This window comes from Faecalibacterium prausnitzii (assembly GCF_019967995.1).
Classification (GTDB): Bacteria; Bacillota; Clostridia; order Oscillospirales; family Ruminococcaceae; genus Faecalibacterium; species Faecalibacterium prausnitzii_E.
The window spans coordinates 2270589-2285138 of the sequence record NZ_CP065377.1; the positions used below are offsets into that span (position 1 = coordinate 2270589).

13 protein-coding genes are annotated in these 14550 nt (G+C 62.5%); 8 read left to right on the forward strand and 5 right to left on the reverse strand.

The features are described 5' to 3' along the window. The first annotated feature begins 106 nt into the window (after positions 1-106). On the forward strand, positions 107-964 hold the full coding sequence (locus I5P96_RS11105; RefSeq protein ID WP_223382124.1) for an AraC family transcriptional regulator: 858 nt from the start codon (positions 107-109) through the stop codon (positions 962-964). A 61-nt stretch (positions 965-1025) separates the two neighbouring features. Here the strand turns inward: I5P96_RS11105 and I5P96_RS11110 are convergent, their stop codons facing one another. Further along, positions 1026-2051, reverse strand: coding sequence for a LacI family DNA-binding transcriptional regulator (locus I5P96_RS11110; RefSeq protein ID WP_223382126.1), 1026 nt, complete (start codon positions 2049-2051; stop codon positions 1026-1028). 286 nt (positions 2052-2337) lie between these two features. Here I5P96_RS11110 and I5P96_RS11115 point away from each other — a divergent pair, with 286 nt between their 5' ends. The 6 genes from I5P96_RS11115 (at position 2338) to I5P96_RS11140 (ending at position 7872) form a co-directional block, all read left to right on the forward strand. Continuing rightward, positions 2338-4020 (forward strand): PTS transporter subunit IIBC, encoded by a 1683-nt coding sequence (locus I5P96_RS11115; protein WP_411703319.1) that lies wholly within the window; start codon positions 2338-2340, stop codon positions 4018-4020. A gap of 6 nt (positions 4021-4026) precedes the next feature. Next, positions 4027-4845, forward strand: coding sequence for an endonuclease/exonuclease/phosphatase family protein (locus I5P96_RS11120; RefSeq protein ID WP_223382128.1), 819 nt, complete (start codon positions 4027-4029; stop codon positions 4843-4845). A gap of 17 nt (positions 4846-4862) precedes the next feature. After that, positions 4863-6365, forward strand: a complete 1503-nt coding sequence (malQ, locus tag I5P96_RS11125; protein WP_223382129.1) for a 4-alpha-glucanotransferase — start codon at positions 4863-4865, stop codon at positions 6363-6365. 200 nt (positions 6366-6565) lie between these two features. After that, the gene (locus tag I5P96_RS11130; RefSeq protein ID WP_223382131.1) at positions 6566-6967 is read left to right on the forward strand and encodes a hypothetical protein; all 402 of its coding nucleotides are present in this window, start codon (positions 6566-6568) and stop codon (positions 6965-6967) included. Positions 6968-7067: 100 nt separating this feature from the next. Then, positions 7068-7289, forward strand: a complete 222-nt coding sequence (locus I5P96_RS11135) for a YdbC family protein (protein WP_055189971.1) — start codon at positions 7068-7070, stop codon at positions 7287-7289. Position 7290: 1 nt separating this feature from the next. Next, complete coding sequence (locus I5P96_RS11140) at positions 7291-7872, forward strand: hydrolase (RefSeq protein ID WP_097793527.1); 582 nt, start codon at positions 7291-7293, stop codon at positions 7870-7872. A gap of 60 nt (positions 7873-7932) precedes the next feature. Here I5P96_RS11140 and I5P96_RS11145 read toward each other — a convergent pair whose 3' ends face one another. From I5P96_RS11145 to I5P96_RS11160, 4 genes are all read right to left on the reverse strand, one after another. After that, positions 7933-8589 carry a hypothetical protein gene (locus I5P96_RS11145; protein WP_223382133.1) on the reverse strand — a complete coding sequence of 219 codons (657 nt, stop codon included), beginning with the start codon at positions 8587-8589 and terminating at the stop codon, positions 7933-7935. Between the two features lie 52 nt (positions 8590-8641). Further along, positions 8642-9814: a cell division protein FtsZ gene (gene ftsZ, locus I5P96_RS11150; protein WP_097793529.1), complete on the reverse strand. Its 1173-nt coding sequence runs from the start codon at positions 9812-9814 to the stop codon at positions 8642-8644. Positions 9815-9885: 71 nt separating this feature from the next. After that, on the reverse strand, positions 9886-11232 hold the full coding sequence (locus I5P96_RS11155; RefSeq protein ID WP_223382135.1) for a UDP-N-acetylglucosamine 1-carboxyvinyltransferase: 1347 nt from the start codon (positions 11230-11232) through the stop codon (positions 9886-9888). 189 nt (positions 11233-11421) lie between these two features. Continuing rightward, positions 11422-12570 (reverse strand): FtsW/RodA/SpoVE family cell cycle protein, encoded by a 1149-nt coding sequence (locus I5P96_RS11160; protein WP_223382137.1) that lies wholly within the window; start codon positions 12568-12570, stop codon positions 11422-11424. Positions 12571-12668: 98 nt separating this feature from the next. Between I5P96_RS11160 and I5P96_RS11165 the strand changes: the two genes are divergently transcribed. Beyond that, complete coding sequence (locus tag I5P96_RS11165; protein WP_223382139.1) at positions 12669-14534, forward strand: peptidoglycan D,D-transpeptidase FtsI family protein; 1866 nt, start codon at positions 12669-12671, stop codon at positions 14532-14534. The last annotated feature ends 16 nt before the right edge of the window (positions 14535-14550 follow it).

Below are 14550 nucleotides of genomic sequence, written 5' to 3' on the forward strand. Positions count from 1 at the left end.
AAAACAGGTTTGACATCTGTGATTCAAGATATACCACATAAAACAATCAAAATCTTGCCCAAAAGGTGCAGACTGTGGTACAATCCTATCATCAGGAGGTGAGACGATGCAAAATCAGGCTTCTTTGCAGGAGACGAAGCAGCACGGTGCCGTGCGGTTCCCTTTCAATCTGTATCCCTGCACCATTCCGGGAGACTTCCCGCAGGTGGCGCTCCACTGGCAGGAGAGCATGGAGCTGGTCTTCGTCAAGCGGGGCGCGGGGCTGGTGCAGGTGGGCGCTGCGTCCTGCCCGGCCTACCAGGGGGATATCTTTATTTTTACGCCCGGCACCCTCCACGCCCTGCGGCAGAGCGAGGGGCAGTGCATGGAATACGAAAACATCATCTTTGAGCTGGAGCTTCTGGGCGGCGCAGAGGACCTCTGCGCCGAGAAGTATCTGCTGCCGCTCCAAAGCGGGCGCTTGTCGCTGCCGACACGTCTGACCCCGAACGACCTGTGCTATCTTCCGGCTGCTGCCTGCCTGCGGGAGGTGGAGGAAGCCAACCGCGCCAAGCTCCCCGGCTACGAGCTGCTGGTCAAGGGGGCGCTGCTGCGCTTCCTTTCCCTGCTCATTGCGCAGGGGAAGCAGCAGCTCCCCGCAGAAACAGCCGACACCCAGCGGCTGAAAGCCGTTCTGCAATGGCTCTCGGCCCATTATGCCGAGGCGCTCCGGGTCGCCGATGCCGCCGGGGTCTGCTCCTTCAGCGCCAGCCATTTCATGCGCTGGTTCCGGCAGATGACCGGGCAGAGCTTTATCGCCTTTCTGAACGAATACCGGCTGAACGCTGCCGCCGAGGCACTGCAGACCACAGACGAGACCGTCCTGACCATCGCTTCCCGGTGCGGGTTCGAGAACCTCTCCTATTTCAACCGGGCGTTCAAGGCACACTTCGGCATGACCCCGCGGGAATACCGAAAAAAATAAGCAAACCGAGGCCGTTCCTTCTCTTTTCCAGAGAAGCGGAACGGCCTCGTTTTTTTGCGCATCAGACCTCCGGCGGCGGGCAGCAGCTCTCGCGCGGGATGAGCTTGTGCGGCACGATGATCTTGGTTGCCAGAAGGTTCGGGTTCTCGATGTGGTTGATGGTCTGGCTGGCGGCTTCCATGCCCAGCTGGTAGGGGTTGACGTCCACGGTGGTCAGCTGCGGGCTGGTGATGCGGGAGAACAGCGAGTTGTTGAAGGACACGATGGACAGGTCTTTCGGGACACGCAGCCCCAGCTTGCCGCAGAACTGCTCCAGCACCACAGCCAGAATGTCATCGCTGACCAGCATGGCGGTGGGGTGGTCCGGCGCGGTGAGCAGGGCCTTCAGCGGTTCCTCGTAGGCATCGTTCAGCGTGTTGACCTCCACGCAGTCCTCTTCGCGGGGGGTGATGCCGTGTTTGAGCAGGGACATCTGGTAGCCCCGCTTGCGCTCTGCCGAGAACAGCAGGGCGTTGCTGACCCCGAAATACGCAATGCGGCGGTGGCCCAGTTCATAGAGGTAATCGGCGGCTTCCTCTCCCGCAAGGGCGTTGTCGTTGTCGATGTAGATGGTCTGGTTGGCCGACTGCGCCGCCTTGCCCACAATGACATGGAGCAGCCCTTCGCTGCGCAGATACGCCGCCACCGGGCAGTCCTTTTTGGAATAGAGCAGGATGAATCCATCGGCCTGTGCGTTGGCGACCATGCTCTGGATGGCGTCCAGAACCTCGGCATCGTCCTGCCCGGTGATGACCGTGTTCACATACCGCCGCTGGTTGCAGAACTGCCCGATGCCGCGGATGATCTCCAGATGAAAAGCGTTCTCGTAGACGTCCCGCTGCGAGGAGGGCAGAATGATGCCGATGGTCTTGGAAAACGCCTCCACCGGTTCGGCCTCAACGTTCGGTTCATATCCCAGCTGTGCCATGATGCGGCGCACCCGCTCCTTGGTCTCCCGGCTGATGGAGGGGCTGTCCTTGCAGGTGCGGGACACGGTGGAAGGCGAGACCCCCGCCGCCGCTGCGACATCTTTGATGGTAACTGCCATAGTCTGTTCCTCCTGTATGATCTGCCTCTATTGTAAAGCGGCGCGCACACAATGTCAATGTTTGCGCAACGGATTGCGTAAGCTGCGCAAGATTCATCCGACGTGCTCTCGACAATTTTCACAAAGAAATCAGCAGCTCGTTGTGTAAAACGCAGAAAATATAGTTTTGTTCCAAAAAGCTCTTGTAAAAACTGTGTCATTGGATTATTCTTGTTGCGTAAAGCAGTGCAACCAGTGTGCAACAGTTGCATTAAATCACGCAATCAAAAAAATGAGGAGGAACATCATGGCAACAACAAAAGCGGCTCCGGGGAAAAAGGGGCTCATCAACTTCGACTTCTTGCAAAAGCTGGGCAAGGTGCTGATGACCGTCATCGCCGTCATGCCCGCTGCCGGCCTGATGATCAGTCTGGGCAAGCTGGTGCAGATGGGCGGCGGTGACATTGCGCCCGTCATGACTATCGGCACCACCATGGAGAACATCGGCTGGGCCGTCATCAACAACCTGCACATCCTGTTCGCCGTCGCCATCGGCGGCAGCTGGGCAAAGGAGCGCGCAGGCGGTGCCTTTGCGGCGGTGCTGGCATTTGCCCTCATCAACGTCATCACCGGCAACATCTTCGGTGTCACCAGCGCCATGCTGGAAGACCCCAATGCCGTGACCCACACCCTGTTCGGGCAGGAGATCGCAGTCAACGGCTACTTCACCTCTGTGCTGGGTGCTCCGGCGCTGAATATGGGCGTCTTCGTGGGCATCATCGCCGGTTTTGTGGGCGGTGTGGCTTACAATAAATACTATAACTTCCGCAAGCTGCCGGATGCGCTGGCCTTCTTCAACGGCAAGCGCTTCGTGCCCATGGTAGTCATCGCCTACTCGGTGGTCATTTCCATCGTGCTGTCGCTGTTCTGGCCTGTGGTCCAGACCGGCATCAACAACTTCGGCATCTGGATCGCCAACTCTTCCGAGACTTCCCCTGTCCTGGCACCGTTCATCTATGGTACGCTGGAGCGTCTGCTGCTGCCCTTCGGCCTGCACCACATGCTGACCATCCCCATGAACTACACCTCGTTCGGCGGCACCTACACCATCGCCACCGGCGTCAACGCTGGCAGCCAGGTATTTGGCCAGGACCCGCTGTGGCTGGCCTGGGCCAACGACCTCATCAACTTCAAGAAGGCCGGTGACATGGCCGCTTACAACAACCTGCTGGCCACCGTCACCCCTGCCCGCTTCAAGGTGGGCCAGATGATCGGTGCGACCGGTCTGCTGCTGGGCATCGCGCTGGCCATGTACCGCCGGGTGGACGCCGACAAGCGCGCAAACTACAAGTCCATGTTCATTTCCACCGCACTGGCCGTCTTCCTGACCGGCGTCACCGAGCCGCTGGAATTCATGTTCATGTTCTGCGCGATGCCGCTGTACATCGTGTACGCACTGCTGCAGGGCTGTGCTTTCGCGATGGCGGGCATCATCCATCTGCGCCTGCACTCCTTCGGCAATCTGGAGTTCATCACCCGCATCCCCATGTCCCTGCAGGCCGGTCTGGGCGGCGACATCATCAACTTTGTGATCTGCGTGGCCGCATTCTTTGTCATCGGCTACCTGGTGGCATACGTTATGATCGGCAAGCTCAACCTGGCAACGCCGGGCCGTCTGGGCAACTATACCGATGACAACGCGGACGATTCCGCCGCCGACGCCAAGACCGAGAAAAAAGCTGACAAGAAGGCCGATAACGGTCAGGCCGAGCGCATCATCGCCCTGCTGGGCGGCCGGGAGAACATCGTGCTGGTGGACGCCTGCATGACCCGTCTGCGTGTTACCGTGAAAGACCCTGCCAAGGTCGCTGACCTCGCCGCATGGAAGGCCGAGGGTGCCCTGAGCCTGCTGGTCAAGGGCGACGGCATTCAGGCTGTGTACGGCCCCAAGGCAGACGTTCTGAAATCTGACATCAACGATATTCTGTAAAACGCTATGAAACTGCTGACATTGAATACCCACAGCCTTATCATACCGGAGCATGAGGCAAAGCGGGAGATTTTTGTAGACTTCATCGCGAAGGAGCAGCCGGAGGTGTTCGCCTTGCAGGAGGTGAACCAGACGGCCTCGGCTCCGCTGCTGGGGGAGGTTCCGGCGGGGTACTACCCCTGCCCCGGCAATCACGTGCCGCTGAAAGCGGACAACCACGCCGCTGCGGTGGCAAAAATGCTGGCACAGCGAGGTGTGCATTATGATTGGAGCTGGCTCCCGGCAAAGATCGGCTACGACATTTACGATGAGGGCGCGGCGGTGTTCAGCCGTGCGCCCATCACCGCCGCCGAGAACCTGCTGCTGAGCAAGTCCGACGATTACAGCTGCTGGAAGACCCGCCGCACCCTGGGCATCTGTGCAGGAGATGTCTGGTATTACACCGTGCATCTGGGCTGGTGGAAGGACGAAGTGGAGCCTTTTGCCCTCCAGTGGGAAACGCTGTCGCGGGCGGCGGGCGCAAAAAAGACCGCTTTTCTGCTGGGCGACTTCAACAGCGAAGCCGATGTGCGGGGCGAGGGCTACGACCTCGTCCTCCGCAGCGGCTGGCAGGACACCTATCGTCTGGCGCAGGAGCGGGACGAGGGCTACACCGTCGTGCAGGCCATTGATGGCTGGCGGGATGCCCCGGACGCCGAGGCCAAAAAGCGCATCGACCAGATCTGGTGCTCCAAAGCGGTGCCCGTAAAAAGCAGCCGGGTCGTGTTCAACGGCCTGCGGGAGCCGCAGGTCTCCGACCATGCCGGCGTTCTGATCGAATTATAAAAGGAAGGTACACGAAGATGCAGAGAAGTGCAGGCATTTTGCTGCCCATCAGCAGTCTGCCGTCCCCTTACGGCATCGGCTGCTTCTCGCAGGAAGCATACGACTTTGTGGATTGGCTCAAGGAAGCCGGACAGACCTACTGGCAGATCCTGCCGCTGGGGGTGACCAGCTACGGCGACAGCCCCTACCAGAGCTTTTCCGCCTTTGCAGGCAACCCGTATTTCATCAGTCTGGACGCACTGGTGGAAGAAGGCGTGATGACCGCCGCCGAATGCAAAAAGGCAAACTTTGGCCGCAAGGCAGACGACATCAACTACAGCCGCCTGTACACCGAGCGCGGCCGTCTGCTGCGGCTGGCCTACTCCCGCAGCGACATCGGCCACAACGAAGCGTTTGCGGCATTCTGCGAGAAAAACAAGTGGTGGCTGGACGATTTTGCCCTGTTCATGGCGGTAAAAGACCGCTTTGAGGGCAAGCCGTGGATCGAGTGGGCGGAGGATATCCGCCTGCGCTGGCAGCCCGCCATGGACTACTACCGCCGGGAGCTGTACTTTGAGGTGGAGTATCACAAGTATCTCCAGTTCAAGTTCGACGAGCAGTGGCGCAGGCTGAAAGCCTATGCCAACAGCAAGGGCATCCGGATCATCGGCGATATCCCCATCTATGTGGCGCTGGATTCTGCCGACGCATGGGCAAACCCCGGTCTTTTTCAGCTGGACAAAGAGAACCTGCCCACGGCCGTGGCGGGCGTTCCCCCGGATGGCTTCTCCCCCACCGGCCAGCTCTGGGGCAACCCGCTCTACCGCTGGGAAGCCCACCGCGCGACCGGGTATCAGTGGTGGATCACCCGCCTGTGGTACTGCTTCGAGCTATACGACGTGGTGCGCATCGACCACTTCCGTGGGTTCGATGAGTATTTCTCCATCCCCTACGGCAGCGAGACTGCGGTGGAGGGCCACTGGGAGAAAGGCCCCGGCATCGAGCTGTTCCGTGCCGTGGAGCAAGCGCTGGGCAAGCGGGAGATCATTGCAGAGGATCTTGGCTACATGAGCGACACCGTGCGCCAGCTGGTGCGGGACAGCGGCTTCCCCGGCATGAAAGTGCTGGAATTTGCCTTTGACTCCCGCGATACCGGAAGTGCCAGCGACTACCTGCCCCACAACTACCCGGTGAACAGCGTGGCCTATACCGGCACCCACGACAACGAGACGCTGGTCTCGTGGTACCAGACCGTCACCGACGCCGAACGCGCCATGGTGCGGGATTATCTGTACGACTACGCCACCCCGGAGGAGCAGCTCTATCAGAGCATGATCGCGCTGATCTTACGCAGTGCGGCAGCGACCTGCATCATCCCCATGCAGGACTGGCTGGGGCTGGACAACTCCGCCCGCATCAACAAGCCCTCCACCGTGGGCCAGAACTGGCGCTGGCGGCTGAAAAAGACCCAGCTGACCAAAAAGCTCCAAAAGGAGATCTGCCAGCTGACCGCCCGCTACGGCCGGATGAACTGGGCGTAAGGGGAAAAGCCAACAGGCAGGCGACAAATCACGCCCCCAGCATATCTGCGGCGTGGCGGCTGCGGTTCAACGAACGCGTTCTGGAAGAGGCCGAGGACTCTCGCCTGCTGGATTTCGCGCACATGGAAGAAGAGAGCCGCGCGGAGGTTCCGCGCATATCTGCACCTCCAACGGGCACCCTACCGTTGGAGGTGTTTTTTATGGATTCTCTGACGCCCTTCATCCGGCACGAGCTGGAAGACAGGCCCGGCGTTTCGGCGGCCCCGGAGGCCGCGTGCAGCCGGTGTTCCCCGCCGCTGGGCAAAGAGCCGGGCCCGGTCCAGCCGCCCAGCCCGCCCGACGGCCCGGACGTGCAGCTCCCGCCGCCGGAGATCCCGCCCAACGAGCCGTCCGGAGTGCCCATGACCGACGGCACCCCCGTGGCCTGCCGCCAGAAGAATGCGGCGGCGTTTCTCAAAGGGCAGGTGCCCGGCGTGATGGCCCAATACGCGCCGGGGCTGTTCTCCACCGAGCAGCGGCTCCATAGCCGCCAGCCCGCCCCGGACGACTCCGAGGGCGTTCAGGACCTTGTCGACTGGCGGGAAGATGCCCCCTACGGTTAAGCGACTGTAAATTTTTCAAAGAATTTTCAATTAGTGGTTGAAATCTGCGCCGTGTTCTTTTATTATGGTAGCAAACAAAGCAAAGGCAGGTAAAGGAACTATGGCAGAAATCAAATACGAAGTCGTTCAGCGCATCGCGGTGCTTTCTCAGCGGCCCCGCGGCTGGGAGCGTCAGCTCAACCTCATCAGCTGGAACGACGGCGACCCCAAGTACGACATCCGCGACTGGTCCCCGGACGGCACCCGCATGGGCAAGGGCATTTCCCTGAGCCACGACGAGCTGGCCATCCTCAAGGGTATCCTGGACGATCTGGAGCTGTAAGATGGGCGACCGCGAAGAGTTTTTGGCCCTCTGGCACCAGCACGTCACGCGCCCCGGCAGCGAAAAACTGCTGGAATGGCTGGACAAGAAGACGGATTTCTTCACTGCACCGGCTTCCACTCGCTTCCACGGGGCCTGCGAGGGCGGGCTGTGCATGCACAGCCTCAACGTCTACCATGCGCTGCACGACACCTTTTTCACCGAGGGCGACAGCGAGGAGACCTTTGCCATTTGCGCACTCCTGCACGACCTGTGCAAGGCCAACTACTACAAGGTCGGCACCCGCAACGTGAAAAACGACGCCACCGGCCAGTGGGAGAAAGTCCCCTTCTACAGTGTCGAGGACCTGTTCCCCTACGGCCACGGCGAGAAGAGTGTCTTCCTCATTGAGCGGTTCATGAAGCTGAAGGTCGAGGAGGCCGTGGCCATCCGCTGGCACATGGGCGGCTTTGACGACGCGGCCAAGGGCGGCTGCTTCGCCATCTCGGAGGCCTACGACAAATATCCGCTGGCCGTCAAACTGCACATCGCAGACCTGGAGGCCACCTATCTCATGGAACACCGGACCAGCAGCGTAAGATAACAGACATGACAAAAGACGACCGGAAGCGCAATGCGTTTCCGGTCGTCTTTGTGTTTTGTATTATCCCATCAGTGCTTCCAGCTGATGCACGATGTCCACCGAAAGGTAGTCCAGCCGGGTGGTGGGTTTCCAGTCCTTCTGTGCAAAGGGGGATTCCCCCACTTCTTCCGGTTCGGGCACTTCGGCAGCTTTGGGAGCCGGTGCAGGCTCTGCCGTCTGCGGGGCGGGGGTGCTCTGCGGAGCAGCCTCCGGGAGCGCCGGTTCCTGCGCTGCCTGGCCGGGGAACACGATCACCGGCAGGCCGGGCTGGTCCAGCACCGGGGGCTGAGGCGTCTTGGGCGGCAGCAGCTCATTTTTGCGCGCCTGATCGCAGAGTGCTTCCAGTTCCGCATTCTCCTGCCGCAGCGCGACCACTTCACGCTCACAGGCAAAAAGGCGGGTCTGATAACGCCGGATCTCGGCATTTGCTGCCGACAGGCGGCGGTTCAAGGCTTCCACTTCACCCGACTGCAGCCGTGCAGCGGGCTGAGAGGCCGTGCCATGGGGCCCGGTCTCTGTTCCAACCTGCGCCATAGTTTCCTCCACTTCCTGCACCTTGCGCAGAGCGCGGCGGTATTCGCTGGCCGCAGCGGCACTGTACCGCTCCACACAGCGCAACACGCTGTTCCTGCGGCAGCTCAGCCATTCGGTGCGCAGCCATACGTCCTGCGGTAGCATCCTCCTGCCCTCCTCACACCTCCGTGCAAAGAGCTCACGCCATTTGCTGTTTTTACTTGCGCTTGTTCAGGATCGCCAGCAGCTCGTCGTAATAACGGTTGTCGCTGCTCTCCTCTTCCACGGGCTTTGCAGCACCGGCAGCGGGAGCCGAAGCGGCAGCTGCGCTGTTCTTGGCTGCCGCCACATCCGAGCTGAACACAGCCGACGGAGTAGAGCTGACGGAAGCGGCGGCACCGTTCAGGGTGCTGCGCAGGCCTTCGGGGATCTTGTTGTCGAAGCCGGTGGCAACGACGGTCACGCGCATCTCATCGGACAGGTTCTCGTCGAACGCAGTACCCCAGATGATGTTCGCATCGGGATGTGCGCTCTGGGTGATGAGACCGGCAGCAGTCTCGACATCCTCCAGGCCGATGTCCGGGCTGGAAGTGATGTTGATGATGACGCCGTGTGCACCGGCGATGCTGGTCTCCAGCAGCGGAGAGGAAATGGCAGCCTTGGCGGCGTTCTCTGCCTTGCCGGCACCCTTTGCGCTGCCCACGCCCATGTGTGCGTAGCCTGCATCCTTCATGATGGAGCGCACGTCGGCGAAGTCCAGGTTGATGAAAGCCGGCACGTTGATCAGGGCGGAGATGGATTCCACGCCCTGGCGCAGCACATTATCGGCGGCCTGGAAGGCATTCATCAGGGTGATCTTCTCCTGGCTGATCATCTTCAGGCGCTCATTGGGGATGACGATCAGGCTGTCCACGTGCATCAGCAGGTTTGCGATGCCCTGCTCGGCCAGACCCATCTTCCGCTTGCCCTCAAACGAGAAGGGCTTGGTGACGATGCCGACGGTCAGGATGCCCAGGTCATGGGCGACCTCCGCCACAACGGGAGCCGCACCGGTGCCGGTGCCGCCGCCCATACCGGCGGTGATGAAGACCATCTGCGAACCCTTGAGGGCATTTGCGATCTCGTCCTTGCTCTCCTCGGCCGCACGCTGGCCGATCTCCGGGTCTGCACCTGCGCCGCGGCCCTTGGTGAGCTTGGAGCCCAGCTGCACCTTGGTGGCAGCATGGTTCTTGGCCAGCGCCTGCTGGTCGGTGTTCATTGCGATGAATTCGACGCCCTGCAGGCCGTCGCTCACCATGCGGTTGACTGCGTTGCCGCCGCCGCCACCTACGCCGATGACTTTGATCGTCGTAACGTTTTCGTCCATTTCTTCGTCGAGCATGAGTGCCATAACTTTTGTCCTCCATTGCGGATGTTATCGTAGACCTGAGCATTTCGCACAGAATTATATCAAACCTACATTTATATAACTGTATCGTACCATCTTTTTGTTCCGATTGCAAGATGATTTTGCTTTTTTGAAGAGGTTTTTTTCGCAGATGGGTTTCGGGAACGCTCTTCGCGGCGAATTTGTGCCCCAAACGACGCCAAAATCTCCGTAAAAGCAGCATACCCCCGGTCGATATATTCCGGGTGGCCGATTACGCTGGTCCCGGACGCGGCCAGCGCCGCCACCACCAGTGCAGCCCCGCCCCGCAGATCCGGCGCAGCCAGCTCCGTGCCCCGCAACGTCCCGCCCGGCCGGATGCACAGCGTTCGTCCATTGACCTGAACCTTCGCGCCAAGACGTTCAAAACCGGCCGCGCAGCCGAACCGCCGCTCAAAGATGACGTCTTCGATGCTGCTCTCTCCCTCGGCGCAGAGCATAGCCGCCGCCAGCAGCGGGGCCGCATCCGTGGCAAGGGCCGGGTAAACGCCCGTGAACACCCGCCCGGCCCCATACAGCCGCCCGAAGCGGGAGAGCCGGACGCTGTCGCCGCCCTTCTCCACCCGGCACCCCATTTGTTCCAGAATTTCCAGCACCGGCGCATAGAGCGAAGCCGGGCAGCCGCTCAGTTCCGCGCGCCCGCCCGCTGCTGCCACCGCGCAAGCCAGCGTGGAGGCAAAAATGCGGTCCGGCAGCGGCGAAAACACGCAGCCAGAAAGGTTCCTCCGCCCCTCGATGCAGAGGGTGGAACTTCCCGCCCCCTGGATGTGTGCGCCGCAGCGGTTCAGAAATGCGGCCAGGTCTGCGATCTCCGGCTCCCGCGCCGCACCCCGCAGCACGGTGGTGCCTTTGGCGCAGGCCGCTGCCAGCACGAGCGTCTCCGTGGCCCCCACGCTGGGGAAGCGCAGGGTGATCTCTGCCCCGTGCAGGCCGGACGGAGCCGTCAGCACCAGCCGGCCGGGGCCTGCCTCCCACTCCACCGCCCCCATCTGGCGCAGCCCGGCCAGATGCAGGTCGATGGGCCGCGCCCCGATGTTGCACCCGCCGGGCAGGCTCGTCTCGGCACGGCCCAGCTTTGCCAGCAGCGGCGCACAGAAGAGGATGGACGCCCGCATTTGTTCGGCAGTTTGCCCCGGAAGGCTGCTGTTATGCGGGGTGCCGGAGACAAGGACATCTTCCCCTTCCCACCGGGCCGCACAGCCTGCGCCCCGCAAAAGTGCCAGACTCGCCGCCACATCCGAAAGGCGCGGCACGGCCCGCAGGCGCACATCGCTGCAGAGCATCGACGCCGCAAGCAGCGGCAACACGCTGTTTTTCGCCGCCGGGATGCGCACTGCACCGTTCAGCGGGCGGCCGCCCATCACCACGATCCGGTTTTCCATAAATGCAGCCCCCATTTCGCAAAAGATACCCCACGGTATGCGAAATGAGGGCTGCATGTGCATTGGAATTTGTCGTTTTGTTTGTCCTTCTCCGTCCTGCTTCGCGTACCAACGCCCCCCAAAGGGGGAGCCTTTGGCAGGCCGGAAGCGCAGCGTGGTTTCCGGAAACAGGCGGGTCCTGCACTCTTTTTACGTCTCGCCCCTCGAAACGGACAAAACAATGCCCATTTCGCCCAGAAGCATCATCAGGCTGGTGCCGCCGGAGGAAAAGAAGGGCAGGCTGATGCCGGTATTCGGGATGGTGTTGGTGACGACGGCTACATTCAGCACGGCCTGCAGCGCCACCTGCACCACGAAGCCCACCACCAGCAGCGCCCCGAATCGGTCGGGCGCTCTGGCTGCGATGGTGATGCCCCGCCACAGCAGCAGCACGAACAGCCCCACCACTGCACAGGCCCCGATGAAGCCCAGCTCCTCGCAGACGATGGAAAAGATGAAGTCGTTCTGCGGTTCGGGCACGAAAAGGTGCTTCTGGCGGCTGTTGCCCAGCCCCAGCCCGGCTGCCCCGCCCGACCCGATGGCATACAGGCTCTGGATGGTCTGGTGCCCGTCGCCCAGCGGGTCTGCAAAGGGGTCCTGCCAGGAGCGGAGGCGGTCCGCCGCGTAGGGCACCAGGTCCGGCATGATGACCACCGCCGCCGCGATGGCCCCGGCACCGCCCACGCCCGCCAGCACGAACCACCGCAGCCCGGTGCCGCCCACGAACATCAGCACGGCACCGATGCCCAGAATGAGCAGTGTGCCCGAAAGATGTGGCTCCAGCAGCATCAGCGCCGCCACCACGCCCAGCACCAGCGCAAAGGGCAGCACCCCCACGGCAAAGCTCTGCATCCGGTCGTGGTTGAGCGAGATGATGTGGGCAAACACCAGCACTACCGCAAATTTTGCGATCTCACTGGGCTGCAGGGTGCCCAGCCCCGGCAGCACCAGCCACCGCTTGCAGCCGTTGTACTCCGGCATAAACAGCACCGCCGTCAACAAGAGCAGCGAAACGCCCAGAAGCGGCCACGCCAGTTTGTGGAAGATGTGGTAATCCACCCGGCTGGCAAGGCCCATCCCGGCGATGCCCAGCGCCGCATAGAGCAGCTGCGGGCGGAGGTAGGCGAAGGCGTCGCCCCGTCGATAGAGCGCCACGGCCCCCGATGCGCTGCCCAGCATCACCAGCCCAAAGCCCACCAGCGTGAGCACCAGCACCAGAAAGGGCAGGTCCGGCGCAGGCAACGCCCGCAGCCCGACCCGGTGCCGCCCGCCGGGCCGGGCCGCAACAGTTTCTTTCATCCGTTCACCCCCTGTCCTCTTATTGTACGCCGGAGGCCGGGGCGTTAGTCTTTTTGGAGCCGCCGGTACATAAAATAGCGGCGAAGGGAGATGATGTCATGCCTCTCCGCACCCTCCCGGAGCAGGCTTTCCGCCGCCGGGCGCGGATGGTTGCCGTGGTATTCTGCGCCGTCTGCCTGGGGCTGGCGGCGCGGCTGTTTTATTTGCAGCTGCGCACCAGCCGCTGGTACGCCGACCGTGCCCTCGGCCAGCAATTGCGGGACACCGTCGTGCCCGCGGACCGGGGCAAAATCTACAGCGCCGACGGCGTTCTGCTGGCGGCGAACAGCAGCTGCTGGACGCTCCGCGCCTCGCCCCGCGAGATGCCAGACGACAAGCTCTCCCTCGCCGCCGAGGGCCTTGCAGACATCCTGGACCTCGACGCGGCCAGCCTGCTGGAATCGTTCCGCGACCGCCGCTCCAACGACTGCCTGCTCCGCTACCGGGTGGACCGCACCACCGCCGACCGGGTGCGGGCGTTCTGTGAGGCCAACGGCATCACCGGCATCCGCATCAATCAGGACTCCAAACGGTGGTATCCGCAGGGGCAGTTCCTCGCGTCGGTGCTGGGGTTCACCAATGTGGACAACGCCGGGGTCTCCGGGCTGGAGCTGCAGTACGACGGCCTGCTCACCGGTGAGAACGGCGTGGTGCTGACTGCGGTCAACGCCTGGGGCTACACGCTGGAACAGAGCTACGAGACCGAGCGTTTTCCCACCGAGGGCGACGGCCTGCGGCTGACCATCGACACCCAGATCCAGCACTATCTGGAAAACGCGCTGGGGTACGCGGTGCAGGAGCACCATGTGGCCGCGCGGGCCGTGGGCATCGTGATGGACGTGAACACCGGGGCCGTTCTGGCCATGTCCACCACCCCCTCCTACGACCCCAACGAGCCCCGCGTCATCGCAGACGAGGCTGTCCGGAACCAGGTGGAGAGCCTTTCCGGCGAGGCGCGCCGTGCCGCCCTGCAGCTGGCCCAGCAGACCCAGTGGCGGAACAAGGCCGTCAGCGATCTCTACGAGCCGGGCAGCGTCTTCAAGCTCATCACCTGCGCCGCCGCGCTGGATGCCGGGGCCATCACCCGGCATTCCAGTTTCTACTGCGGCGAGTCCATCTCGGTGGCCGGGACGCGGTTCCACTGCGCCAACCACAAGCGCCACGGGGCCCAGACCGTGACCCAGGCGCTCGAAAACTCCTGCAACCAGAGCTTCATCCAGATCGGTGCCCGGCTGGGCAGGGAGGCTTTCTGCAACTACTTCGCCGCCTTCGGCCTCCGGGAGCCCACCGGCATCGACCTGCCCGCAGAGCCAAAGAAGAGCCTGTACTACACCGCCGACCGGATGGGCCCGGTGGAGCTGGCCTCCTGTGCCTTCGGGCAGAGCAGCAAGATCTCCTACCTCGAAATGGCAGCGGCCGTCTGCGCCGTAGTCAACGGCGGGAAGCTGATGCGGCCCTACGTGGTCTCCGACATCCTCGCGCCGGATGGGAGCCTCATTGAGCACATCGGCCCCGCCTGCACCCGGCAGGTGCTCAAAGCCGAGACCAGCGCCGTCATGCGGGAGATGATGGAGGCCGTCGTTCTCTACGGCGGCGGACGGAACGCACAGATCGCGGGCTACCGGGTGGGCGGCAAGAGCGGCACCAGCCAGAAGCTGGACAGCGCCGACGAAAAAGCCCGCATCGCCAGCTTTGTGGCCGTGGCCCCCATCGACGACCCGCAGTTCCTCTGCCTCGTCTGCCTTGATGAACCCCACAGCTGGACCACCGCCGGCGGCAGCCTCTCGGCCCCCGTCTGCGCCGAGGTGCTGGAACAGACTCTCGTTTACAAGGGCATCCCCCGCGCCGCCGTACCGGATGCAGCTGCCTCCGAGCCCACCGCCGCCGACCTCCCCGCCGACGGCGACAGCTTCGATGGTGCCTAACAAAAAAGACCGCCGA